Source organism: Comamonas sp. A7-5, from assembly GCF_039581385.1.
Lineage (GTDB): Bacteria > Pseudomonadota > Gammaproteobacteria > Burkholderiales > Burkholderiaceae_C > Comamonas > Comamonas thiooxydans.
Map to the genome: position 1 here is coordinate 1 of NZ_JBCPWO010000007.1, position 23871 is coordinate 23871.

Below are 23871 nucleotides of genomic sequence, written 5' to 3' on the forward strand. Positions count from 1 at the left end.
GAATCTCGTTGCTTGCTGCGATCAGCGAAGCCTTGTAGTGTATCACAACTTTTTCACTTCCGAGCAAGAACTTTTGAGTTTTTGCGAGGCAGTCATTTGCTGCGATGGATCGAACTATAGCATAGGTGAAACCCTAGCCACGCCGCTTTTGACACAAAAGATTCATCTGCCAGCGTGGTCTTTGCCTGGGCTGTGTCCTTGGACAGAGATAGAGACAGCGGCCTTACGGCCGCTGTCTCTATGGAGGCCAACGATAATGCTGGCACGATGGCACTGATTACTTTGTTAGACGCTCAATTGGCGTTCGGGCACGTGGCCCTGCTGGACCACGCAAATTTTTCCCTGGAGACCGGCGAGCGCGTCGGCCTGATCGGCCGCAACGGCGCCGGCAAGTCTTCACTGCTCAAGATTCTGGGCGGCCTGGCAAAGGCCGATGACGGCCAGCTCCAGGTGCAGAACGGGGTCCGCATTACCTATGTGGCGCAGGAGCCCGACCTGAACCCTGCGCACACCATCTTCGAGTCGGCATCCGACGGCATTGCGGCGGTGATTGCGATTCGTGAGCGCTACCTGGCTGGCGGCGAGGGCGAGGATCTGGACGAGTTGCAGACGCAGATCGAGGCTTATGACGCCTGGAACTGGGAGCAGCGCGTAGAGGAAACATTGCAGCGCCTGCATCTGGACCCGAACGCTGTGGTGGGTAGCCTGTCCGGCGGCACCCGCAAGCGCGTGGCGCTGGCCCAGGCTCTGGTGGCCCGCCCCGATGTCCTGTTGCTCGACGAGCCGACCAACCACCTGGACCTGGACTCCATCGAGTGGCTGGAAGAGCTGCTGATTGCCTTCAAGGGCAGCGTGATCACGATCACCCACGACCGCAGCTTTCTGGACCGCATCGCCACCCGCATCGTGGAGCTGGATCGGGGCGTTCTGCGCACCTACCCCGGCAACTTCTCCCAGTATGTGTTGCAAAAGGAAGAGCAGCTCAACCAGGAAGCCGTCATCAACGCCAAGGCTGACAAGCTGCTGGCCCAGGAAGAGGTCTGGATCCGCAAGGGCGTGGAAGCCCGCCGCACCCGCAGCCAGAGCCGCATCAGCCGTCTGCAGGAATTGCGTGCCAGCCGTGCCCAGCGCCGTGATGTGCTGGGCAGCGTGAACATGGATATCGCATCCGGCAAGGGCGACGGCTATCAGGGCAAGATCGTGGCCGAGCTGACCGATGTCAGCAAGTCCTTTGGCGAAAAGAAGATCGTTGAAAGGTTCAGCGGCACCATTTTGCGTGGCGACAAGGTCGGCTTGCTGGGCCCCAACGGCGCAGGCAAGACAACGCTGCTGAAGATGATCCTGGGCGAGCTGGCTCCGGACAGCGGCCAGGTTCGCCTGGGCGGCAATCTGCAAGTGGCCTACTTTGACCAGATGCGCCATCAGGTGAATCTGGATGCCACGCTGGAGGACTTCATCAGCCCCGGCAGCGAGTGGATCGAGATCGGCAACCAGAAGAAGCACGTCAAGAGCTATCTGGCGGACTTTCTGTTCTCTCCGGCGCGTGCGCATTCCCCGGTCCGATCCCTGTCAGGCGGCGAGCGCAACCGCTTGCTGCTGGCCCGTTTGTTTGCGCGGCCAGCCAATGTCCTGGTGCTGGACGAGCCGACCAACGACCTGGACATCGAGACGCTGGACATGCTGGAAGACCTGCTGCAAAGCTATGACGGCACGGTCTTTCTGGTCAGCCACGACCGCACCTTCCTCGACAACGTGGTCACCAGCACGATTGCCTGGGAAGGCCCCGGCCACTGGCGTGAATACGAAGGTGGCGTGACGGACTGGATGGAGCAATCGCGCCGCAGCAAGGCCATGGCCGAAGCCGCACAGGCCAAGTCCGCCCCCAAGGAGGAGCCCAAGCCCGTCGCAAGCCGCACCGACGCTGCGGCCAGCCCCAAGAAGAAGCTCAGCTACAAGGATCAGCGCGAGCTGGAAGCCCTGCCGGCCACGATTGCCGCACTGGAGACCGAGCAAAAGCAGATTCAGCAAGCGCTGGCCGACGGCAGCCTGTTTGCCAGCGACAACGCCAAGGCCGTCGCCATGCACCAGCGCGACGCGGAGATCGATGAAGCACTGATGGAGGCGCTGGAGCGCTGGACCTTGCTGTCTGAATAATCAGGCCGTCAAATAAGAGAGCGCCTTGCGACTGTCAGGCCTTGATTTCAAAGCTATAGAAGCCTGAAATCATTATCTGACAAGCGCAAGACGCTCTCTTTTTATGCAACCTTATATGCGGTGATGTACCTGGTCCGAGCCGCCGCGCAGCTTGGTCAGCAGGGCATGGGCGATCTGCGGCAGAGGCAGCACCTCGTCGGCCGCACCATGGGCAATGGCTTCGCGGGGCATGCCGAAGACGATGCAGGTGCTCTCGTCCTGCACCAGGTTGTAGCTGCCGGCATCGCGCATCTCGCGCATGGCGGTGGCGCCATCGGCCCCCATGCCGGTGAGCATGATGCCGTAGGCATTGCGCCCGGCGCTGGCGGCAACCGACTTGAACAGCACTTCCACCGAGGGCTTGTGACGGTTGACGGGCGGCGCATCATCGACCACGGCCACATAGTTGGCACCGCTGCGCGTGATGGAGAAATGCTTGCCGCCAGGAGCGATATAGGCATGGCCGGGCAGCAAACGCTCGCCGTGCGTGGCTTCCTTGACCGTCATCTGGCACAGGCTGTTGAGCCGAGCCGCAAAACTGGTGGTAAAGCCCGGCGGCATGTGCTGGGTGATGACGATGGCCGGGCAGTCGGCCGGCAGATGGGTGAGCACCTCGCGGATCGCCTCGGTGCCCCCCGTGGAAGCGCCGATGGCGATGATTTTTTCGGTCGAGATGCGCCCCAGCAGGCTGGGCGCCGCCGGCGCACGGGGCGCTGCGGGCTTGGCGCCCGCACTCGCTGCCGCTGCCACGCCGTGCGGCACCACGGGCAGGCGATGCACCTGGGCCACGGCAGCCACGCGGATCTTGTCCACGATCTGGCTGGCCAGCTCCTGCAAGCCGTTGGCCACGCCGACACGGGGCTTGGCCACAAAATCAATGGCACCCAGCTCCAGGGCGCGCATGGTGACTTCGGCACCGCGCTCGGTCAGGGTGGAGATCATCACCACCGGCATAGGACGCAGGCGCATGAGCCGCCCGAGGAAATCAATGCCGTCCATGCGGGGCATTTCCACATCCAGCGTGATGACGTCGGGGTTCAGATCGCGGATCATTTCGCGTGCGATCAACGGGTCATTGGCCGAGCCGATGCACTCCATGTCATGCTGGCGATTGATGATCTCGGCCAGAAGACTGCGCACCAACGCAGAGTCGTCCACCACGATCACCCGGATTTTTGGCTTTAACAACGCTCAACCTTCCTCAAAACAGATCCACCGAGCCGCCCGCCGTATTGCGTGCCACCGCAGCCGCGCTGCCGCGACTGATTTCCTGCTGCACCAATGCCTCGGGATGGGCGTGTGCCAGGCGCTTGACCATGGCCTTGCCCGTGGATGGAAAAAACACCACCTTGCGCGGATAGATATCCAGCACGTCCTCGGAGACGATGGGAATGCGCTCGGTTTGCAGATACTCTGTCACAAAACTGGTGTTGCGCTCGCCCACATTCATGGTCGTGAAATTGGCCATGACCTGGGCGCCACCAAAAATCTTGGCCTGCATGGATTCGCGCCGTGCGCCCAGCTTGAGCATCTCGTTGATCAGCAGCTCCATGGCGTACGAACCATAGCGCCCCGAGACATCGCTGCTGTCGCCATCAGGCAGCATGAAGTGGTTCATGCCGCCAATGCGCATGAATCGATCCCAGAGACAGGCCGCGATGCAGGAACCCAGCACGGTGACGATGGCCATCTCGTCGCGCGAGACAAAGTACTCGCCCGGCAACACCTTGGCCGAATTGAGCTGGAAGTGCGGGTCGTAGTAGAAGAACGAGGCCTCGCCCGGCTGGCGCGGCTGGCGCTTGAGCTGCTCCAGCGATGAGACCGGCGCCGGCATGGCCGGATCAGGATAGCCCTGGGGCACGAAGCTGTTGCCGCGCAGGGGTCTGGCAGCGCCAGCACCTGGCAGATCCAGCGGAGAGCTCAGATTCCTCATGACTTGCAGCCCTGCCCTTCAGCTTCATTGGCGCTCATAGACGGTCTTGCCCTTGAGCGCGAACAGATCGCGCGAATCGCTGAAGTTCTCGGCATGACCGACAAACAGCAGCCCGCCCGGACGCATCACCTGATGAATGCGCTCCAGCACGCGACGCTGGGTCGGTGCGTCGAAATAAATCATCACGTTGCGGCAGAAGACGATGTCGAAGCTCTCCCGGAACGGCCAATCTCCGGCGATCAGGTTGACGTTGAGAAAGTCCACCATGCGGCGCAGTTCCGGCTTGACCCGCACCATGCCCGAGTTGGCCGAGCGCCCGCGCAGGAAAAAGCGGTGCAGCCGCTCGGTGCTCACGCCCTTGAGATTCTCTGCCCGGTACACGCCGCGCGAGGCGGTATCCAGCACGCGCGAGTCGATATCGCTGGCCATGAGCTGAAAGCTGGCCGAGCTGCCCAGACTCTCCACGGCCGTCATCAGGATGGAATAAGGCTCCTCCCCCGTGGAGGCCGCGCTGCACCATACCTTCCAGCCATTGCCGCCGGGTTTGTGGCTGCGTAGATGCTGGGCCAGGATGTCGAAGTGATGCTGCTCGCGGAAGAACGAGGTCAGATTCGTGGTGAGAGCATTGACGAACTCCTGCCATTCGGGCCCGTCATTGATGCTCTCCAGCCAGTCCAGATAGCTGACAAAGCTCTCATGCCCGGTCTCGCGCAGGCGGCGCGACAAACGGCTGTAGACCATGGCATGCTTGCCGTCATGCAGGCTGATGCCGGCACGCTTGTAGATCAGGGCCTGGACGCGGGCAAAGTCGCGGTTGGACCAGACGAACTCGCGCCCCTGCGCCAGCGGGCCGGACATGCCGCCCGGCAGCGCATCATCATCCTGCTCAAGCCTGGCAGGAGAGGCTGCGAATGAAGCGCTACGTCCCAGGTTCAGCACACGGACCTCTGGCGCACTCAGGCTTCGGAGGCCACCAGGCCCATGTCGACATTGCCCATGAGCTTCTCGATGTCCAGCAGGATCAACATGCGCTCGCCCACAGAACCCAGGCCCAGAATGCAGCCGCTGTCGATGGCGCTTTCGATATCGGGTGCGGGACGCACGGCATCGGCGGGCAGCTCCATCACATCGCTGACCGAGTCCACCACAATGCCGACCACGCGATTGCGCAGGTTCAGGATGATGACCACGGTGAAGGCGTTGTACTCCACCTCGGAGCAGTTGAAGCGCAGGCGCATGTCCACGATGGGCACGATGGTGCCGCGCAGATTGACCACCCCCTTGATGAACTCGGGCGCATTGGCAATACGCGTGGGCTGCTCGTAGCCACGGATTTCCTGCACCTTGAGGATATCGATGCCGTATTCCTCCTCGCCCAGGCGGAAGGTCAGATATTCGCGGGCACCGGTGGCCACGCCTTCGGCAGTCTTGTTGATGATGTTCATGTCAGCTCTCTCTGCGTTGTTCGGGTCGGCGACGGCTCAGGCCAGCGGCCTCAATGGCGGGTACGGCGCACCAGAGCGCCCGTATCCAGAATCAGCGCAACGGATCCGTCGCCCAGAATGGTGGCGCCCGAGACATTGGGCACCTTGCGGTAATTGCTTTCCAGGTTCTTGACCACCACCTGGTGCTGGCCCAGCAACTCGTCGACCAGCAGCGCCACGCGGCTGCCTTCGGCCTCGACCACCACCATGATGTTGCTGGTCTGGCTTTCGTCGGCGCGCGGCACCTGGAAGGTTCGCTCCAGCGCGATCACCGGCATGTATTCGTCGCGCACCTTGACCAGCTGCGTGCCATTGGCCACGGTGTTGACATCGTCGGCCTTGACCTGGAAGGACTCGACCACCGAGGACAGCGGCAGGATATAGACCTCTTCGCCCACCCCGACGGACATGCCGTCCATGATGGCCAGCGTCAGCGGCAGGCGCACGGCCACCTTCATGCCCACGCCGGCAACGGACTCGATCTCCACCGTGCCACCCAGCGAGGTGATGTTTCGCTTGACCACGTCCATGCCCACGCCACGGCCCGAGACATCGGTGACCACATCGGCCGTGGAGAAGCCGGGCGCAAAGATCAGTTGCCAGACATCGCTGTCGGGCATGCTGTCGGAGACATCCATGCCGCGCTCGCGCGCCTTGTTCAGAATCCTCTCGCGATTCATGCCCTTGCCGTCGTCGCGCACCTCGATGACGATGGAGCCGCCCTGATGGGATGCCGCCAGCGTCAGCGTGCCATGCTCGGACTTGCCCGCAGCGATGCGGTCCTCGGGCATCTCGATGCCGTGGTCCACGCTGTTGCGCACCAGATGGGTCAGCGGATCGGTAATCTTCTCGACCAGGCCCTTGTCCAGCTCGGTGGCTTCGCCCAGCGTGACCAGATCGATCTTCTTGCCCAGCTTGCCCGCCAGGTCGCGCAGCATGCGCGGGAAGCGGCTGAAAACCGTGGACATGGGAATCATGCGGATCGACATTACGGACTCTTGCAAGTCGCGCGTGTTGCGATCCAGATCGGCCAGGCCGGCCAGCAGTTGCTGATAGGTCGTCGGGTCCAGCCCCTGGCTGTTCTGCGCCAGCATGGCCTGGGTGATGACCAGCTCGCCCACCAGATTGATGAGCTGGTCCACCTTCTTCACATCCACGCGGATGCTGGTGGACTCCATATGCGCAGCGGCAGCCTTGGGTGTGGCCTTCTGCACCGTGCTTCCAGCGCCGCCAATCACGGCATGCTCCTGATTTTGCTGAGCCTCGGGGCTGCCCGGAGCACCCGCAAAAAAACCGTAGGCTTCTTCGGCCGGCAGATTGTGGGGCGGCATGGCGGCTTCTTCATCCACCACGGCTTCCAGCTGCTCGACCACGGGCTCGGTTGCGTTCTGCGGTTGGGCGGCATCGCTGATCTGCACCTGCTCCTTGGAGACATGGAAGACAAACAGATCGCGCAGCTCGTCATCGGTGGACACCGTTCTGACCTTGAACAGGCGGTGATCGGCCTTGGTGCCGACCTGATCCTGAATCGTGCCCAGACCCGGAATATCCCGGAACAGCTCCTTGATGGCATCGCCCAGCTCCAGCCTGGACAGCGGGCCGATCTCGATCATCAGCTCGCGCGCCCCCTCGGGAGGCTCGGTGCCGATCACAGGGCCTGGCTCTGCCACCTGGGCTGCCGCAGGGGCCGGAGCTTGAGCGGGCGTATCCGCCACTACCGCGGCAACAACGGCAGCTGGCTGCACAGGCTCGGCAGCCGCGGCACTGCGGTTGACCTGGGGAATCTCGGTCAAGCCCTGGGCCAGAGCTTCGATGCGCACCACCAGTTCCGCAGTGGAAACCGGTTCGCCCTCGTCACCGGACTGGTGACGTGCCAGCAGGCTGCGGCTGGCGTCCGCCGACTCCAGCAGCACATCGACCATCTCGGGGATGGGCGTGATTTCATGGCGACGCAGGCGGTCCAGCAGGGATTCCATGCGGTGCGTGAGCTCGGTCACATCCGAGAAGCCGAAGGTCGCCGCACCGCCCTTGATGGAGTGGGCGCAGCGGAAAATACCGTTGAGCTCTTCATCGTTGGCGGCCGAAAGGTCCAGGCTGAGCAGCATCTGCTCCATCTGGTCGAGGTTCTCGCTGGCTTCCTCGAAAAAGATTTGATAGAACTGGCTAAGGTCGAAGTCTGCGCCCGAACCTGCGCCATCCTGGTGTGTATCCGCCATGGTGTTTCCTGCTGTGATTCGTTGTTATCGGCTTAACGCAGCACTTTTTGAATAACTTCGATCAATCGATTGGGATCGAAGGGCTTGACCAGCCAGCCCGTGGCACCTGCGGCCCGGCCCGCCTGCTTCATCAGATCGCTGGATTCCGTGGTCAGTATGAGGATGGGCGTGCCCTTGAACTTCGGGTTTTCACGGAGCTTGCGCGTGAGACCGATGCCGTCCAGGCGCGGCATGTTCTGGTCGGCCAGCACCAGATCGATGTTTTGCGCCTGTGCTTTTTCCAGCGCATCCACACCGTCGACGGCTTCCACCACCTTAAAACCAGCACTGCTCAACGTGAAAGACACCATCTTTCGCATCGAGGGGGAATCATCAACAGCCAGAATCGATCGCATGTACAGCTCCAACAGACGGGCAACGGAAAACAGGGTAGAAGTTCAAAACAGCTCCACAGAGCCTGCATCCATCTCGCTTTGCGTGACGGGATTGGGCTTTTCGGGCAGGTTTGGCAGACTGATGGCGGACTCCGCCTCATCCTCATCCCTGCCCATGGCGGCAGCCCCGAGCCTGAAAGCGCAGGCTTGCAAGGTATGTGCCATATGGGCAATCAGCTGAGACGACATATCGTGAAACTGGAGCTCGGTCACGGCCAGCCGCAACGACTCACGTGCTGTAGCCAGCGCAGCCGAATCGGGCAAAGCCGGCTGCGACAATTGCCCGTTGACTTGCTCGAAGCGCTCCAGCAGATTGTGCGTGGCATGGTCCAGCAGCCCCTCAAGACGCTGCAGATCACGCAGTGTGACCAGCAAGGCATCCTGCAGCTCCGCAGCCACCATCACCGGCACGGCAACTGCAGGCACACCCGAAGGGTTTTGCATCGTCTGCATTGTTACTCCAACTGCGTAAAACCATCATGACAGCCACGCCGCCATGCTCCACGAAATGAACCGCCCGGCAGCCTGCCCCGTGACCACATGGCCACATGGCCACACTTGACGGCTACCCTCGATGTTCCAAAATGTATCCAATGATAGCGTCCTTGGCGATATGCAATTCCGGAATCAGACCTTGAAAATCCTTCATATTGAAGACTCTGTCGCAGATCAGGCTCTGGCACGCCTGAGCCTCAAGCGCGGGCAGCTGCCCTGCACGCTCACGGCCGTGGACAGTCTGCAGGAGGTACGCGACGCCCTTGAGACACAGGATTTCGACCTGATTCTGGCGGACTATCATCTGCCCGGCTTCACGGCTCTCGACGTCTGGGATCTGGTGTGCGACCGTGCCGACGCCCCCCCTTTTGTGCTGCTGTCGGGCGCCATCGGCGAATCCGCCGCCGTGGACATCATGCGGCTGGGCATCAGCGACTATCTTCTCAAGGACCAGATCAACGGCCTGCCCCATGTCATCAAGCGCGCCGTGGAGGTCCATGAGGCGAGGAGAGCCCGCCGCCGCGCCGCACTGCAGCTGGCCGAGTCTAAAAAGCGCCTGGCCGAGCTGACCGAACATCTGCATACCAGTATCGAGCAGGAGCGCGCCAATATCTCGCGCGAGATTCACGACGACATAGGCGGCTCGCTCACTGCCGTCAAGTTTGATCTGGCCTGGCTGATCCGCAACAGCCCCGAGGGCAAGCAGCGCGAGCATGCCAGATCGGCACTGGAGATGCTGGAACACGCCCTGGGCGCCAGCCAGCGCATCATGCAGAACCTGCGCCCGCCCGTGCTGGATCAGGGACTGGTGGCCGCCGTGCAATGGCTGGCCCAGGAGTTCGAGCGCCGCACAGGCATACCAGCCCGGTTGCACACCAGCCGTGAGCATATGGAAATAGCACCCGCGCAGCAGGTGGTGGTCTACCGTACGGCACAGGAATCCTTGACCAATATCAGCAAATACGCACAAGCCAGCCAGGTGACGCTGGATTTGTCCGACCACGAGGGTTTTTTGACACTGGAAGTAACAGATAACGGGGTAGGCCTGAGCCAGGATGATCGCAAAAAACCTCAGTCTTTCGGACTTCGAGGTCTAAGTGAGCGCGCGCGAACTATTCAAGGCTGGCTGGATGTAAGCAGCCACCCCGGCCGAGGAACCTCTATCATTCTCACCATTCCTCTGGCAGAGACCCAGGCATGAGCCGCCCAACCACGCGCTTGCCCGGTCTGCCATCTGACTTCCTGGGAGAGCGACCTTGATTCACGTGGTGCTGTGCGACGACCATGCCATTTTGCGCCGGGGCATACGCGACACCCTGGCAGAGGCGACGGACATCAGCGTCACCGCAGAAGCCGGCAGCTATGCCGAACTGCGTGAACAACTGCGCGACGCAGCTTGCGATGTGCTGCTGCTGGACATCAACATGCCGGGCCGCAGCGGCCTGGAAGTGCTCGCCAGCGTGCGCGAGACGCATCCGCAGATCCGCGTCATCATGGTCTCCATGTATCCCGAAGACCAGTACGCCTTGCGCAGCATCAAGGCTGGCGCGGCCGGCTATGCCAACAAGGCGGGGGATCCGGTGCTGCTGATCGACGCCGTGCGCACCGTCCACAGCGGACGCAAATACCTGACTGCCGAAGTGGCCCAGATGCTTGCCGACAGCCTGGCCCAGCCTGCCGCCCCCGTGCCGCATGAAACCTTGTCCGAGCGCGAGATGCAGACGCTGCTGAAGATTGCCAGCGGTCAGCGCCAGACCGATATTGCGCAGGAGTTGATGCTCAGCCCCAAGACGGTGAGCGTATACAGGGCACGGGTGCTGGAGAAGCTGGGCATGGGCAGCAATGCGGAACTGACCGCCTATGCCATCAAGAATGGGCTGATCGATACGCCCTGAGTTGCTGGTCGGAAGCCAGATCCGGCTTTAGCGCTTGCCCACAAAGCGTATCGAGCTATAAAAAGAATAGTCGTTCGCCCTAGACCCCGAAGACTGCCATCCCCTTTTGGAGCAAGGCCACCAGAGGCTGCTCCAGCAAAGGCAGAGTCGCCGTCAGGCCCAGCAGCCCCACAGTCAAGGTGACAGGAAAGCCCACGGCATAGATATTCATCTGTGGCGCGACACGGGAGATGATGCCCAGCACCAGGTTGACGAACAGCAGCATGGCAATCATGGGCAGGGCAATCCAGAAAGCGCTGGCAAAGACGGCGCTGCCCATCTCGTGGATCCGCATCTGGGAGATGGCCTGCAGAAAGTTTCCATCGACGGGGAAGGCCTCAAAGCTCTTGAGAACCGCCATCAACACCAGCAGATGACCGTTGATGACGATGAACAGCAAGGTGGCGATCTGCACCATGAAGCGCGCCACGGCACTGAGCTGGGCATTGCTGGTCGGATCGAAGAAAGACGCGAAGTTCAGGCCCATCTGCAGGCCTATCACTTCACCTGCGACTTCGATGGCCGCCATCACCAGACGCACGGCAAAGCCCACGGACAGGCCGATCACCACCTGCTGCACCAGAGTGCCCAGTGCCTGGGCCGAGGCAATGCTGACCACCGTCTGCTCGCCCAGCACCGGCTGCGCGCAAAGCGCAACCAGAAAAGCCAGCCCCACCTTGAGCCGCATGGGAATGGCTTTCTGAGAAAACACAGGCGCCGTGGTGAACAGCGCCAGCACGCGCACAAACGGCCAGATCAGTGGCGAGAGCCAGGCGGCAATCTGCGCTTCGCTAAAGGAAATCATCCCACCGAACCTGGAATGCTCTCTATGGTGCGACGAATGAAATCCACCAGCGTGGACAGCATCCACGGCCCTGCCACGGCAAACACCAGCACGGCGGCGATCAGCTTGGGCACAAAGGCCAGCGTGGCCTCATGCACCTGGGTCACGGCCTGAAAGACGCTCACCAGCAAACCCACGCCCATGACCACGCCCAGCACCGGCATGGAGATCATGAGCAGCAGGGTCAGCGCCTCGCGGCCAAAAGTCAGAACAAATTGAGAAGTCATTGTTTTTCTCCCCACATTAGCGACAGGATTAAACGCACTTGAAACTAGCGCAGCCTAAGTGAGAGGCATCAAGCAAGATCCGCCTCGCAGCAAGGATGCCGTCCCCCTTGGGGGAAGGCGCGGGCCGCCCAGGCAAGCGCCTCAGGGGGCTCTCATGTAGCAAAGCTCGCCGCCAGAGAGCCGATGATCAGGTTCCAGCCATCGGCCAGCACAAACAGCATGAGCTTGAAAGGCAGGGCCACCAGCACGGGCGAAAGCATCATCATGCCCAGCGACATGAGGATGGAAGACACCACCATGTCGATGACCAGAAACGGAATGAAGATCATGAAGCCGATCTGAAAAGCCGTTTTCAGCTCGCTGGTCACAAAGGCCGGCACCAGCACACGCAGAGGTGCTGTTTCTGCCGTGACATTCGCATCCAGCTTGGCCAGGCGCTTGAACAACGCAAAGTCAGACTGGCGCGTCTGCTTGAGCATGAAGCCGCGCATGGGGGCTTCGGCCTTTTCCATGGCTTGCTCGAAGCTGATGCTGTTTTGCGTATAGGGCAGATAGGCGTCCTGATAGACCTTGTCCAGCGTCGGCCCCATCACAAACATGGTGAGAAACAGCGACAGACCGATCACCACCTGATTGGGCGGCGCGGACTGCGTGCCCAGCGCCTGGCGCAGCAGGCTCAGCACGATGACGATGCGGGTAAAGCCCGTCATCAACAGCAAGATGGCGGGCAGGAACGACAGCGCCGTGAAAAACAGCAGTGTCTGGATGGGCACCGAATAACTGGTGCCGCCCGCGCCCTGGCCTACCAGCAGCGGCAGACTGGCGGGTGCGCCCTGGGCTGCGGCCATCAGGGGCATGGCCAGCAGGACAGCGGCAGCAGCACGAGAGACGAATTTAGACATTTCCAGAATTCCGGGCCGCTTCGTCGGCCTGCGCGCGCATCAGCGAGTCGGTGAACGATGAGACGGCAGGTGAATGGGCAGCACGGGCGGATTGCAAAGATGCGGACGGGTCTTGCAGCACATGCAAACATTGGATCTGCTGCGCCGTCACGCCCAGCACCAGGCGCACGGCCTGCTCCCCTTCACCCAGTTGCACGGTCACCACCCGCTGCTGCGGGCCAATGGCCAGCGTGCCCAGCACCTGCGCCGGAACTGAGGCGACACCACGGGCCATCCCCATGCCACGGGGCAGGAGGTTTTTTTGCTGCAGACGACGCACCAGCCAGGGCAACGCTGCCATGACCGCCACAAACAGGACGACCAGCAGCAGCGTGGGCCACATGGAAGGGGCCGCTGCCGCAGAGTTTGCCGCGTTATCAACCACGGCTGACTCGGCGCAGACGCTCGGACGGTGTCACCACGTCCGTCAGGCGGATACCGAACTTGTCATTGACCACCACCACCTCGCCCTGGGCGATCAGATAGCCGTTGACCAGCACATCCATGGGTTCACCGGCCAAGGCATCGAGCTCCACCACCGAGCCCTGAGCCAGCTGCAGAATGTATTTGATGGGCACTTTGGTGCGGCCCAGCTCCACGGACAGCTGAACCGGAATGTCCAGCACCATGTTGATATCGTGCACCGGCACATCGCCATAGCTGCGTGCGGCGTCGCCCGCCAGCGGCCCGCCCTGGTCGGACAGATCGGGGCCTTCGACGGCCTGGTCATGCTGACGCTGCTCTTCCAGCGCCTCGGCCCAGCCGGAGAACGGATCGTCACCCGCGGGCTTGTTGTTGTCGTCAATTGCCATGCTTCTCTCCCATCCAGCTGGTCTCGCCGCCGCGCAGGCTGCGTTCCACGCGGATTGCATATTTGTCGTTGTGCGTGCCGTACTGGCACTCGAAAACCGGCACCCCACCAATGGAGGCGCGAATCAGCGGCTCGCGGTCGAGCTCGATAAAGTCACCCGGGCGCATGGCCAGCAGCTGCTCCACCGTGGCATCGGCGCGGGCCAGCTCGGCCACCAGCGTGACCTCGGCGGCCTGAATCTCCCGCGTCAGCACCTTGACCCAGCGGCGATCCACCTCGATGGCATCGCCCTGAGTCGACGAATACAGCACATCGCGAATCGGCTCCAGCGTCGCATAGGGCATGCAGATGTGGATGGAGCCCGAGATATCGCCGATCTCAAGCTGAAAAGCCGTGGAGACCACGATTTCGCTGGGCGTGGCGATGTTGGCGAACTGCGGCTGCATTTCCGAGCGCTGATAGGCCAGCTCCAGCGGATAGATGCCGTGCCAGGCTTTTTTGTATTCCTCGCAGATCACATTGACCATGCGGTTGATCACGCGCTGCTCGGTGGTCGAGAAGTCGCGCCCCTCGATGCGGGTCTGCAGGCGACCCGTGCCGCCGTACAGTGTGTCGATCACGCCGAACACCAGCGAGGGATCGCAGACGATCAGACCATTGCCGCGCAGCGGGCGAATGGCCATGATGTTGAAATTGGTGGGAACGGCCAGCTCGCGCAGGAAGGCGCTGTAGCGCTGCACCGTCACCGTGCCGACGGAAACCTCGGGGCTGCGGCGGATGAAGTTGAACAGGCCGATGCGGAAGTTGCGGGCAAAGCGCTCGTTGACGATTTCCATGGTGGGCATGCGCCCACGCACGATGCGTTCCTGGCTGGAGATGTCGTAGCTGCGGACCTGGCCGAGATCGACCTCCACCACCTCGGAGCGCTGGCTTTCGCCGGTAACGCCTTCAAGAAGAGCATCAACCTCTTCCTGGGAGAGAAAAGAATCGCTCATGCACTCCCTCCCTGCTTATTGAATGATGAAGCTAGAGAACAGCACACGACGCACAGGCCCCTTGCGATTGGCACGCGGGCTGTCTTCGTCGGCGTCCTCATCGTCGCGCGAGCGCTTCTTGGCGCCCGGGCCAAAGCCCAGCGGCGCGGAGACCTCGGTGAGAATGTCGGCGGCCAGTTTTTCCTTGCCCTCGCGCGCCAGCAGCTCGTCGGCCGTGCGCTGGGACACCAGCATCAGAATGCCGTTGCGGATGCTGGGCAGGTACTGCTTGACAGTGGAAGCCGTCTTCTCATCGGCCAGCTCCAGCGTGATGCCCAGTTGCACAAAGCGATCGCCGCCGGGGTCAGCCAGATTGGCCACCATATTGTCCAGTGGCAAGAAAGTGGGCACTGTGGCTTTGGCGCTGACTTCTTCTTCGCCATCGGCGCTGCTGTGCTGGCGCTGCATCATCAGCACATAGGCTGCGGCAGCCACGATGGCCAGCACGGCAACGATGGCCACGATGACGATCAGCTTCTTGCTTTTGGCAGGAGCAGGTGCAACAGGGGCGGCATTGGGATTGGCTGACACGGCGGGTATTCCTCAAGAGTGGGGGACTGCATCCACCCCGCAGCCATTGCCGCGACACGGAAGATCCACGCCTGAATTATTCGCCGCCCGCCCTTCTGACCATTGCCCGAATAAAAGCGCGAAACCCGGCTTCATTCCGGGTTTCGCACCATGTCCGGCTCACTGTTTCCGTGAGCCGGCTCTGATCATTTACACGAAAAGGTCCACGCCGGACTGCACCGGCCGCGCGCCATTGCCTGCGCTGGCCGCACTCATGGGCAGCTCTGCAGCATTGACCGAGACCCGGGCCACCCTGGCCTGGCCGCGCTGGGCATCCTCGCCCTGGCTGTCCCCCCCGGACCGGGCGCCGGCACTGCCCGCATCCACGCTGACGCCGCTCAGATTCAGCCCCTGGGCCTGCAAAAGCTCGCGCAGCTGGGCCTGACCGTCGGCCAGCAGCTGGCGTGCCTGCTCATCGCCTGCGGCAAAGCGCACCTGAGCCTCCTGGCCGTTCAGCTGCACCTGGACCTGGATAGCCTTGCCCTCATGCTGGATCGACAGCGCGGCATTCTGCGTTTTCTGATGCACCCAGAAGGCCACCTGCTCGGACACTTCCTGCTCACGCTCTGTAGGTGCGGCATCCTGCCCCGCCAGGCTCTGGCCGAAGTCGGAGCTGTTCTGACCGCCGCCCTGCATGCCCGCGCTCGCTGCTCCCATGGCTGCCCCGACGGCAGCCGCTACGGCCTGCAGGTCGGCCCCACCCTGCACTGCCGCCGTCTTGCCCTGTGGCGCAGCTTCATCCTGCTGGGGCGAGCGGGCCGCACGCAGCAAATCCTTGAGACCTTCCAGGGCCTGGGGCTGCACAGCCGTCATGCCCTGCAGGCTAATGCCCTGCTGCAGCAATGCCTGCGCCTTGTGCACAGCAGGCTCGACGCGCGCAGCAGGCACATCTTCCGCCGCCGAAGCCAGCGCGCTGTGCCCGCTGTCCTGCCCCTGCGCGACTGCGTCCTGCTGCGGCTGCAAGACAGCCGCATCAGAATTAATAGCTGCTTGCGTTTGCGTCGTATACGTTTGGGCTTGATTTGATTGAAAATCCTTACCCATGAATGCGGCATGCGCCTCCCCGGACCCGGGCTGCAAAGCCTGGCGATGGGCCAGTTGCGCGGCATGGCCTCTGCCTGAAAGAAAGTCGGTGGCCACGCCCTGGCGCAGATCGGCATCGCCCTGCCCGTCCAGCTGGGCGGTCTGCCCGACCAGGCTCATCCACGGCGCATGGCCTTGAGCGATCAGCAGCGCATCCTGCTCACCGGGCGCCAGTTTCACATCCGATGTCTCGGCAGGCTGCTGCGCCGCCTGCGGCAGGCCTGCAGTCACGAATCCGTCCAGCGAAGCCAGCAGCGATGAAAAGCCCTGGCCGGGCTCGCCTGCCGCAGCCGCAGCACTTTTGGCCGAGCTCATGGACTGCGCCATGGCCTTGCCGGTGCGCGATTCGCCGCTGCGCGGGCCATCAATTCTGGTTTCTGCCATGCTCAGGCCTCCTGAAGTTGCAGGCCGAAGCTGCGTCGAAAAAATGCCATGGTGGCGCGCTCGTCGGTATCTTTTTGCTCGCGCCGCATCTGGGCCAGTGCCACATCACGGCGGCGGGCCTGCACCACCTTCTGCAGGCTGGTCACGCGCAACTCTGCCGCCAGCAGGGCCTGACGTGCGGTCTCCAGCCGAATGTCCTGGTCCGCCACCACACGGGTCTGCAAGCCGATGGCGTGCTGCAGGCGCTCCATGAACTGATACTGGTGATGCATGACCTCGGGCTGCACGGCCAGCCCTTCCTGGGCCCCCCAGCGCGCCTGCATCTCCAGGACATAGCCCTGCAGCTGATCCATCTGGGCCTGCGCCGCCTGCTGAGCACGCTGGCGCTCCTGCATGGTGGTGCGGGCCGCGTCACGCTTGCGCTCTGCGGCTTCAATGGCGACGTTCAAGGCATTCAAGGACGACATCTGCGACTCTCCCTCTGGCTAACCCGTTGATGCTCAGCCCCGCTGCATGGCTTGCGCCATGCCGGCCAGGCTTTGCTCCATGCTGGAGCTTTCAAACATGCTTTGCTGCAGAAACCCGGTCATGGCAGGCTGCAGCGCAATCGCCTCGTCCAGTTGCGGATCGGAGCCTGGGACATAGGCGCCGACCTGCACCAGATCGCGCCCCTTCTGATAGCGCGAATAGACGGCGCGAAAGCGACGCGCCAGCTCGAAATGCTCGCGCGAGACCACGTTGTGCATGACGCGAGACGCCGACTGCTCGATATCAATGGCCGGGTAATGTCCGGTCTCGGCCAGCGCCCGCGAGAGCACGACGTGGCCGTCGAGAATGGCGCGGGCCGCATCGGCAATTGGATCCTGCTGATCGTCACCTTCGGACAGCACGGTGTAGAAGGCCGTGATCGAGCCCACGCCGTGCAGGCCGTTGCCGCTGCGCTCCACCAGCGCAGGCAGCTTGGCAAAGCAGGACGGCGGATAGCCCTTGGTCGCCGGCGGCTCGCCGATGGCCAGAGCGATTTCGCGCTGGGCCATGGCATAGCGGGTCAAGGAATCCATGAGCAGCAGCACATGCTTGCCCTTGTCGCGGAAATGTTCGGCAATCGCCGTGGCGTAGCTGGCGCCCTGCATGCGCAGCAGCGGCGGCGCATCGGCGGGGGCGGCCACGACCACGGCACGACTGCGGTCCTGGACGCCCAGGATGTCCTCGACGAACTCCTTGACCTCGCGGCCACGCTCGCCGATCAGGCCCACCACGATCACATCGGCCTGGGTGTAGCGCGCCATCATGCCCAGCAGCACGGACTTGCCCACACCCGAGCCGGCAAACAGACCCAGACGCTGGCCGCGCCCCACGGTCAGCAGGGAATTCAGCGCCTTGACACCGGTATCCAGCGACTCGCGCACGGGGTCCCGGTCCATGGCGTTGATGGGGTTGCGATCCAGCACCTCCGGCACCACGCTGCCCAGCTCGCCCGCATGGTCCAGCGGAATGCCTTGCGAATCCACCACCCGCCCCAGCAAGCCATCTCCCATGGGCAGGCGCAGCACGCCCACGGTCTGGCTGACCTTCTCGGTCTCCATCACGCCCAGCTGGGGTACGGGAACAAAGGGGGCTGCCGGCGTCACCATGGCGCCGCTGGACAAACCCTGAATATCGCCCGCAGGCATCAGAAAGGCGCGCTCGCCGGCAAAACCGACCACCTCGGCCAGCACAGGCTCCTGCCCGTGCTGATGAATATGGCATTGCGCCCCCACGGGCACGCGCAGCCCCGAAGCCTCCAGCACCATGCCGGTCAACCGGGTCAGACGGCCCTGGCATTCCAGCGGCACTGGCTCGGCGTAACGTGCGCGCGCCTGACTCATGAACTGCTGCCAGGGGTTCATGCCTTGTCTCCGTCATACCAGGTGGAGACCAGGCCCAGAGCCGCCACCGCACGGCGCCAGCGCTTGTCCAGACCTCCGTCGATCTCGGCACCGCCCGACTCCACCTTGACATCGCCGGGGGCAATCGAGGCATCGCCCAGCCACTGAATACGGCTGTGCGCGCCATGCTCGGTACGCAGGGCTTCATCGAGCAGTTCAAAGTCTGCAGGGTTCAGACGAACGGTCACCGGGCGGCTCTCGTCAACCAGCATGTCCAGCGCCTCGCGAATCACGGGCAGCAAGGCCTGAGGCTGGCTGCGCAGCTCCTGGCGCACTACCTGGCGTGCGATGTCACAAGCCAGGTTCAGCAGCTCCTGGGCCATGCCCGACTGCAGCTGCTTGAAGTTGTCTTCCAGGCCCTGCAACACGCCATCGACACGCTGCGCACTCTCGCGGCCCGCACCGTTGATATGGTCGTCCAGATGCTGCTGCCATTGCTGCTGGGTCTGGGTGCGGCCTTCGGCCAGGCCCTGTGCATGACCCTCGGCTCGTGCCTGCTCCAGCATCTGCTGCAACTGCTCCTCGTCGAAAGCCGGGGCGGCTGGCTCCACGGGCTCCACCGCCTGCACCTCTGGCTGCGCCTGCGGTTGATGGGCAATCGAGGGGGAAAAGCCGTTGAAATGCTCTACCCCAGCCGGTATGAAGGCCGCTTGCTGTGCGGGCGCGAAGACGCCGCGATCCTGTGCCTCCACGGCGCCGAAGCGCCATTGCACCACGGTGCTGTCGTCGATCTCTTCCTGCGGGATAAAGCGCGAGTGCGAGCGCGGAGGCTGGCCCTTAGACATAGCTGTCCTCCGGACCGCTGCCGATGGTTACCTGGCCTTCCTCGACCAGACGACGCACGACCTTGAGGATTTCCTTCTGCTGGGCTTCCACTTCGGACAGACGCATGGGGCCACGGCCTTCCAGGTCCTCGCGCAGCGACTCGGCCGCACGCATGGACATATTGGCCAGGATCTTGTCGCGCACTTCCATGGAGCCGCCCTTGAGCGCCACGATCAGCGTCTCGGACACCACCTCGCGCAGCACCAGCTGCACCGAGCGGTCGTCGAGCTTGACCAGGTCGTCGAAGACGAACATCTTGTCCATGATCTTCTGCGCCAGTTCGGGGTCGTAGTTGCGGATAGTATCGAGCACCGCCACATCGGCATTGCCGCCCATCTGGTTGAGCATTTCGGCCGCTGTCTTGACGCCGCCCAGCGAGGTCTTGCGCACCTTGTCGCCGCCCGCCAGCACCTTGAACAGCACCTCGTTCAAGTCCTTGAGCGCCGTGGGCTGAATGCCTTCCAGCGTGGCCACGCGCAGCATGACCTCGCTTCGCGCCCGGTCGGGGAACTGCATCAGCACGGCCGCAGCCTGCTCATACTCCAGGTGCACCAGAATCGCCGCCACGATCTGCGGATGCTCACCGCGCAGCAACTCGGCCACCGACAGCGGATCCATCCACTTCAGGCTTTCAATGCCCGAGATGTCGCCACCCTGCATGATGCGGTCGATCAGCAGCGCCGCCTTGTCATCGCCCAGGGCACGCTTGAGCACCGAGCGCACATAGTCGCTGGCATCGTCGACCAGCAGACTCTGCGACGCGGCATCGCTGGTGAAGCGGTCGATCACGAAATCCACCTTTTCCCGCGTCACGCCGCGCATGCGGGCAATCGTCTCGCCCAGCTTCTGCACTTCCTTGGGCGTGAGGTGCTTGAACACCTCGGCCGCTTCTTCCTCACCGAGGGAGACCAGCAAGATGGCAGCGTCGTTCAGACCTCTATCGTCCATATTCAAAACTCTCTACTAGTTATTCAACCGTCCCATGCCGGGGATGCCGAGCAAGGGCCTAGGCGGCCCCGCCGCCCCACAGCGAGGGCATCGTCCCCCTCCCAAAGAGAGAGGGGGAAGGCGCAACGCGCCTCAGGGGGTGACTTCGTCACCCCTCGCCGTTAATCCATGTCTTCACGATGTTCGCCACCGCGATCGGGTTCTGCTTGGCCAGATGACGGGCCTGATCCAGTCGTTCCTGCTCCTTGGTCGGAGACAGCTCCTTCGCAGGGGCGGGCAGAGCGGGGCGATCCAGCGCCTCGGCTTCAATGGCATTGAGCTGGCCGCCGGGGCCGGTATTGCGTCCCTTGAGCAAGGGGCGCACCAGGCCCAACAGCACCAGGGCTCCAAACAGCGCCAGCGCAATCGGCACGCCCAGGCTCTTGGCCATGGCCTGAATTTCGGGGTCCTTCCACATCGGCAGCTCGGCCGGAGCGGCACCGCTGTCCATGAAGGGAGCGCTGACCAGGTTCACCGAGTCGCCTCGGTCGGCGCTATAGCCCACGGTTTCGCGCACCAGCGTGAGCAGTTGCTCCTGCTGCTGGGCTGTCAGTGGGCGCAGACCGGAGCTGACTGCGGCTGCCGTTGCCGCTGTCGCCGCATCGGTGCCAGCCGCAGCAGCCAACGGTGCATTGACCACCACCGCAGCCGTCAGGCGCTTGACGGTGCCGGTGCTGCCGCGTGTGACCCTGACGGTCTTGTCCACTTCGTAATTGGTGATGGACTCGCGCTTGTTGCCCTGGCCGTTGCCCTGGCCTGCACCAGCAGCCTGCGGCGCAGGATTGGCACCGTTGATGGGCGCCGTAGAGTTCTGGGGTGGCTGGTTGCTGGTCGCGCCAGGCACGCCGGTAGGTGGAGTGGCCGTCTTCTCGCCATTGGTCTCCATCACCTGCTGGCTGCGCACGGCCCCGCCGTCTGCAGACTGGTTGGGACGATGCTGCTCGGAAGTCGATTCGGTCTGGCTGAAGTCCAGCTCGGCCGAAACCTGGGCCTTCACATTGTTCTTGCCGACCACGGGCTCCAGAATATCCAGAATGCGGCGCACATATTGCTGCTCCACCTGCTGGGTGTAGAGGAACTGCTGCATGTCCACGCCGCCGGCATTGCCGTCAGGCGACTGCGAAAGCAGCTTGCCGGTGTCGTCCACCACGCTCACGGCCGAAGGCTCCATCTCGGGCACGCTGGAGGCCACCAGATGCACGATGCCCGCGATCTGCGCACGGTCCAGCATGCGGCCCGGATGCAGGCTCAGGAGCACGGAAGCCGAAGGCTTCTGCTGCTCGCGGAAAAATCCGTTCTGATTGGGAAGGGCCAGATGCACGCGTGCACTCTGCACGGCATTGAGTGCCAGGATGGAGCGCGTCAGCTCGCCTTCCAGGCCGCGCTGGAAGTTGAGGCGTTCCTGAAACTGGGTGATGCCGAACTTGCTGTTCTCCATCAGCTCGAAGCCCGTCACCGAACCCTTGGGCAGGCCTTGCGTGGCCAGCTTCAGGCGCACATCGTGCACACGGTCTGCGGGGATGAGGATGGCGCCGCCGCCCTCGCTGTACTTGTAGGGCACGTTCATCTGCGTCAGCTGCGCCACGATGGCACCGCCATCCTTGTCGCTGACGTTGGAGAACAGCAGCTTGTAGTCAGGCTGGCGATAGAACACCGCAGCCGCCACCAAGCCTACAGCGACCAAGGCCGCCAGCGCACCCCAGCGAAGACGTTGGCCACGGTCGAGCGCACCCCAGCGCTGCGCAAGCGCAGGGCGGGGTGCATACGTGGCACCGGGCGCGGCATTGGGGACAGGTACTTCAGCTACAGCAGACATCTTGATTCCATGGTGTCAGACCCCACACGAGGTCTAGCGTCCAGTGGATTATTCGGACTCGGGCCGGCGGCGTTCCCCCGATAAGCAAGCCGATTCACCCACTTATTGCCCGTCTGCGATCACGCGAAAAACCTACGATCACCTCCAACTCACCAAGCCAGTTGGATAAAGATATGGACCTGAAGATCCCTGCAATCAACCCCGCCCAACTGGGCAACCAGCTCACCAAGGTCGGCAGCGCCGGCACTGCACCCGTGGCCGGCGGCTTTGGTCAGGCTCTGCAAAATGCACTGCAATCGGTGAGCGCCGCTCAAAACCATTCCGGCCAGCTGCAGCGCGAAGTACAGCTGGAAAACCCCGCCGTCAGCCTGGAGCAGACCATGGTGGCCATGCAGAAATCGCAGATCGGCTTTCAGGCCGCACTGCATGTGCGCAACCGACTGGTGCAGGCCTATTCCGATGTCATGAATATGCAGGTGTGATCGGCGCAACGCCGCACATCGCTCAAAAGGCAGATTGCCCTCCAAGGCTTGCCCGCATGTTGTGATGACATGCGGGCTTTTTGCGCCCTGCCCGCCCAGCTGAGCCCAATAAAAAAGCCCGATCCTTTCAAAAGATCAGGCTTTTCAGGCTCAAGCGCTTATCGGAAAAGCGCTGGCAGCTATGTTTTCAGAAGGTCAGAAGCCAAGACTGGCCAGCAAATCATCCACCTGGGACTGCGAGGTCACCACATCTGCCGTGTTTTCGGGATCCACCACCGGGCCGGCCAGCTTGGGCTGCGCGGCTTCCACAGGCGCCAGGGCCGGTGCCTGCGCAGCATCCGGCGAAGTCTGGATCAGCAGCTCCAGCAGCTGCGACTCCAGATCGGCCGCCAGGGCAACCACACGAGCAATTACCTGGCCCGTGAGATCGTGGAAGTCCTGCGCCATCATGATCTCGGTCAGATGACTGTTGGTCTGCTCCGTGCCCTCTTCCACCTCCTGCAGGTAGTTCATCACGCGCCCCTTGGCCACCGCGGCCACGGGATCCTTGATGAGTTCTGCACGCATGGCACGGGTACGCTCGGCCAGCGCATCCTGGCGGTTCTGCGTTACCTCGACCTGGCCCAGCACCTTGTTGGCCGCTTCTCCCGTCAGACGGGCGATATAGGACAGACGGCTTTGCGCATCGGGAAGCTCCCCCGCACTGCCACGCAAACGGTCCGCATAACCCAGCTCATTGAGCGAGTTATGCAACTGGCGCGTGAGCACGCCAATCTTGTAATGGACGTTGGCGGAAGCCTGGTCGCTGCTCATGGCTCAGAGATCGAGTTTCTTGATGATGAGATTGACCTTCTCTTCCAGCGTGGCCTTGGTGAAGGGCTTGACGATATAGCCGGCCGCGCCGCCCTGGGCGGCAGCCACGATATCTTCCTTGCGGGCTTCGGCGGTCACCATCAGCACCGGCAGATGCTTGAGCTTTTCATCCTGCTTGATTTCGCTCAGCAGCTGAAAGCCGTTCATGTTCGGCATGTTGATGTCGGTCACCACAAAGTCGAACTTGCTAGCACGCAGCTTGGTGATGGCAACCACACCATCTTCGGCTTCATCGGCATCGGCAAAGCCACTCTCCTTGAGCAGATTGCGCACGATGCGGCGCATGGTGGAGAAGTCGTCAACAATCAAAAATCGCAGGGCATTAGCCACGAGAGGCCCTTTCGGTCGGAATAGGTGCGTGGGAACAAGTTTTCAGC

Annotated in this window: 26 protein-coding genes; 4 read left to right on the top strand and 22 right to left on the bottom strand. The window is 62.7% G+C overall.

Annotated elements, in window-relative coordinates:
• The first annotated feature begins 267 nt into the window (after window positions 1-267).
• Complete coding sequence (locus tag AAIL67_RS14010) at window positions 268-2154, top strand: ATP-binding cassette domain-containing protein (protein ID WP_063665115.1); 1887 nt, start codon at window positions 268-270, stop codon at window positions 2152-2154.
• A 111-nt stretch (window positions 2155-2265) separates the two neighbouring features.
• On the opposite strand, the gene AAIL67_RS14015 is transcribed toward AAIL67_RS14010, so the two are convergent.
• The 7 genes from AAIL67_RS14015 to AAIL67_RS14045 are packed head-to-tail and all read right to left on the bottom strand — an operon-like array spanning window position 2266 to window position 8713.
• The gene (locus AAIL67_RS14015; RefSeq protein WP_196491440.1) at window positions 2266-3381 is read right to left on the bottom strand and encodes a chemotaxis response regulator protein-glutamate methylesterase; all 1116 of its coding nucleotides are present in this window, start codon (window positions 3379-3381) and stop codon (window positions 2266-2268) included.
• Between the two features lie 13 nt (window positions 3382-3394).
• Window positions 3395-4126, bottom strand: a complete 732-nt coding sequence (cheD, locus tag AAIL67_RS14020; protein ID WP_034393764.1) for a chemoreceptor glutamine deamidase CheD — start codon at window positions 4124-4126, stop codon at window positions 3395-3397.
• Between the two features lie 24 nt (window positions 4127-4150).
• The gene (locus AAIL67_RS14025) at window positions 4151-5065 is read right to left on the bottom strand and encodes a CheR family methyltransferase (RefSeq protein WP_034353168.1); all 915 of its coding nucleotides are present in this window, start codon (window positions 5063-5065) and stop codon (window positions 4151-4153) included.
• 17 nt (window positions 5066-5082) lie between these two features.
• The gene (locus tag AAIL67_RS14030; RefSeq protein ID WP_003077929.1) at window positions 5083-5571 is read right to left on the bottom strand and encodes a chemotaxis protein CheW; all 489 of its coding nucleotides are present in this window, start codon (window positions 5569-5571) and stop codon (window positions 5083-5085) included.
• Window positions 5572-5621: 50 nt separating this feature from the next.
• Window positions 5622-7826: a chemotaxis protein CheW gene (locus tag AAIL67_RS14035; protein ID WP_034378046.1), complete on the bottom strand. Its 2205-nt coding sequence runs from the start codon at window positions 7824-7826 to the stop codon at window positions 5622-5624.
• Window positions 7827-7858: 32 nt separating this feature from the next.
• Window positions 7859-8221, bottom strand: coding sequence for a response regulator (locus AAIL67_RS14040; protein WP_003059121.1), 363 nt, complete (start codon window positions 8219-8221; stop codon window positions 7859-7861).
• A gap of 42 nt (window positions 8222-8263) precedes the next feature.
• Window positions 8264-8713, bottom strand: coding sequence for a hypothetical protein (locus AAIL67_RS14045; RefSeq protein WP_003065446.1), 450 nt, complete (start codon window positions 8711-8713; stop codon window positions 8264-8266).
• A gap of 121 nt (window positions 8714-8834) precedes the next feature.
• Here AAIL67_RS14045 and AAIL67_RS14050 point away from each other — a divergent pair, with 121 nt between their 5' ends.
• Together AAIL67_RS14050 and AAIL67_RS14055 are read left to right on the top strand one after the other, a co-directional pair.
• The gene (locus tag AAIL67_RS14050; protein ID WP_343484258.1) at window positions 8835-9956 is read left to right on the top strand and encodes an ATP-binding protein; all 1122 of its coding nucleotides are present in this window, start codon (window positions 8835-8837) and stop codon (window positions 9954-9956) included.
• Between the two features lie 55 nt (window positions 9957-10011).
• The gene (locus AAIL67_RS14055) at window positions 10012-10650 is read left to right on the top strand and encodes a response regulator transcription factor (protein ID WP_003065450.1); all 639 of its coding nucleotides are present in this window, start codon (window positions 10012-10014) and stop codon (window positions 10648-10650) included.
• A gap of 79 nt (window positions 10651-10729) precedes the next feature.
• Here AAIL67_RS14055 and fliR read toward each other — a convergent pair whose 3' ends face one another.
• The 13 genes from fliR to fliF all read right to left on the bottom strand — a co-directional run bounded on the left by fliR (window position 10730) and on the right by fliF (window position 22139).
• Window positions 10730-11494, bottom strand: coding sequence for a flagellar biosynthetic protein FliR (fliR, locus tag AAIL67_RS14060; protein ID WP_003065453.1), 765 nt, complete (start codon window positions 11492-11494; stop codon window positions 10730-10732).
• Entirely contained in the window at window positions 11491-11760 is a 270-nt protein-coding gene (gene fliQ / locus AAIL67_RS14065) for a flagellar biosynthesis protein FliQ (RefSeq protein ID WP_003059126.1), read from the bottom strand. Before fliQ ends, fliR begins: the two co-directional genes overlap by 4 nt.
• A gap of 152 nt (window positions 11761-11912) precedes the next feature.
• A complete protein-coding gene (gene fliP / locus AAIL67_RS14070; RefSeq protein WP_269446746.1) occupies window positions 11913-12617 on the bottom strand; it encodes a flagellar type III secretion system pore protein FliP in 705 nt (234 codons plus the stop codon).
• Window positions 12618-12654: 37 nt separating this feature from the next.
• On the bottom strand, window positions 12655-13044 hold the full coding sequence (locus AAIL67_RS14075) for a flagellar biosynthetic protein FliO (RefSeq protein WP_012836872.1): 390 nt from the start codon (window positions 13042-13044) through the stop codon (window positions 12655-12657).
• A gap of 34 nt (window positions 13045-13078) precedes the next feature.
• Window positions 13079-13513: a flagellar motor switch protein FliN gene (fliN, locus tag AAIL67_RS14080; RefSeq protein ID WP_003059131.1), complete on the bottom strand. Its 435-nt coding sequence runs from the start codon at window positions 13511-13513 to the stop codon at window positions 13079-13081.
• Window positions 13503-14507, bottom strand: a complete 1005-nt coding sequence (gene fliM, locus AAIL67_RS14085) for a flagellar motor switch protein FliM (RefSeq protein ID WP_003065459.1) — start codon at window positions 14505-14507, stop codon at window positions 13503-13505. The genes fliN and fliM overlap by 11 nt, the downstream gene beginning before the upstream one ends.
• Window positions 14508-14522: 15 nt before the next feature.
• The gene (locus AAIL67_RS14090) at window positions 14523-15077 is read right to left on the bottom strand and encodes a flagellar basal body-associated FliL family protein (RefSeq protein ID WP_034353146.1); all 555 of its coding nucleotides are present in this window, start codon (window positions 15075-15077) and stop codon (window positions 14523-14525) included.
• 189 nt (window positions 15078-15266) lie between these two features.
• Window positions 15267-16583 carry a flagellar hook-length control protein FliK gene (locus tag AAIL67_RS14095; RefSeq protein ID WP_343484259.1) on the bottom strand — a complete coding sequence of 439 codons (1317 nt, stop codon included), beginning with the start codon at window positions 16581-16583 and terminating at the stop codon, window positions 15267-15269.
• Window positions 16584-16585: 2 nt separating this feature from the next.
• Complete coding sequence (gene fliJ / locus AAIL67_RS14100; protein WP_034353137.1) at window positions 16586-17050, bottom strand: flagellar export protein FliJ; 465 nt, start codon at window positions 17048-17050, stop codon at window positions 16586-16588.
• A 33-nt stretch (window positions 17051-17083) separates the two neighbouring features.
• Window positions 17084-18472 carry a flagellar protein export ATPase FliI gene (gene fliI / locus AAIL67_RS14105; RefSeq protein ID WP_063665103.1) on the bottom strand — a complete coding sequence of 463 codons (1389 nt, stop codon included), beginning with the start codon at window positions 18470-18472 and terminating at the stop codon, window positions 17084-17086.
• Complete coding sequence (locus AAIL67_RS14110) at window positions 18469-19296, bottom strand: FliH/SctL family protein (RefSeq protein ID WP_063665102.1); 828 nt, start codon at window positions 19294-19296, stop codon at window positions 18469-18471. The genes fliI and AAIL67_RS14110 overlap by 4 nt, the downstream gene beginning before the upstream one ends.
• Window positions 19289-20284 carry a flagellar motor switch protein FliG gene (fliG, locus tag AAIL67_RS14115; protein ID WP_003059149.1) on the bottom strand — a complete coding sequence of 332 codons (996 nt, stop codon included), beginning with the start codon at window positions 20282-20284 and terminating at the stop codon, window positions 19289-19291. Before fliG ends, AAIL67_RS14110 begins: the two co-directional genes overlap by 8 nt.
• Window positions 20285-20432: 148 nt before the next feature.
• Window positions 20433-22139: a flagellar basal-body MS-ring/collar protein FliF gene (gene fliF, locus AAIL67_RS14120; protein WP_343484260.1), complete on the bottom strand. Its 1707-nt coding sequence runs from the start codon at window positions 22137-22139 to the stop codon at window positions 20433-20435.
• A 173-nt stretch (window positions 22140-22312) separates the two neighbouring features.
• On the opposite strand from fliF, the gene fliE reads away from it, so the two are divergent.
• Window positions 22313-22621 carry a flagellar hook-basal body complex protein FliE gene (gene fliE, locus AAIL67_RS14125; RefSeq protein ID WP_343484261.1) on the top strand — a complete coding sequence of 103 codons (309 nt, stop codon included), beginning with the start codon at window positions 22313-22315 and terminating at the stop codon, window positions 22619-22621.
• A 195-nt stretch (window positions 22622-22816) separates the two neighbouring features.
• Here fliE and AAIL67_RS14130 read toward each other — a convergent pair whose 3' ends face one another.
• Window positions 22817-23434: a protein phosphatase CheZ gene (locus AAIL67_RS14130; protein ID WP_012836866.1), complete on the bottom strand. Its 618-nt coding sequence runs from the start codon at window positions 23432-23434 to the stop codon at window positions 22817-22819.
• 3 nt (window positions 23435-23437) lie between these two features.
• Window positions 23438-23824, bottom strand: coding sequence for a chemotaxis response regulator CheY (cheY, locus tag AAIL67_RS14135; protein WP_003065483.1), 387 nt, complete (start codon window positions 23822-23824; stop codon window positions 23438-23440).
• Window positions 23825-23871: the final 47 nt, after the last annotated feature.